This window comes from Alkalibacterium sp. m-11, assembly GCF_054658155.1.
The window spans coordinates 1-332 of the sequence record NZ_BAAGIR010000419.1; the positions used below are offsets into that span (position 1 = coordinate 1).

Genomic DNA, 332 nt, shown 5'->3' on the forward strand with positions numbered 1-332 from the left:
AAACGCATTAATCTGCTAATCTTAGTACGTGGATTTTTCCATCTTTTTAAAATGAGTTGCCTGATACGGTGATGGAGCCATTGCTCCACTTTCGTTACGAAGGTTTTGATGAAACCTGTGCCGAAATAATTAATCCAGCCTCTTGTTCGGCTGTTTATTTCTTTGACAATGTCATCAAACTTCCCTGCTCGTTTACGTTTAGTCAAGCGTTTCAAGGTACGCATGAATTTCGCTTTGGCTTCTTTCGAAGGTCTGTAACGACAGACCCCATTCACTGTGGTTATCAGACAACCCAAGAACTTTAAACGTGTTGGGGAACCCACTTTACTTTT

General features: G+C 41.0%; 1 protein-coding gene. It reads right to left on the reverse strand.

Features of this window, described 5'->3' with window-relative positions:
* On the reverse strand, nt 1–332 hold a 332-nt coding region (locus ACYQ2O_RS13025; RefSeq protein WP_459796815.1), incomplete at both ends, for a group II intron maturase-specific domain-containing protein.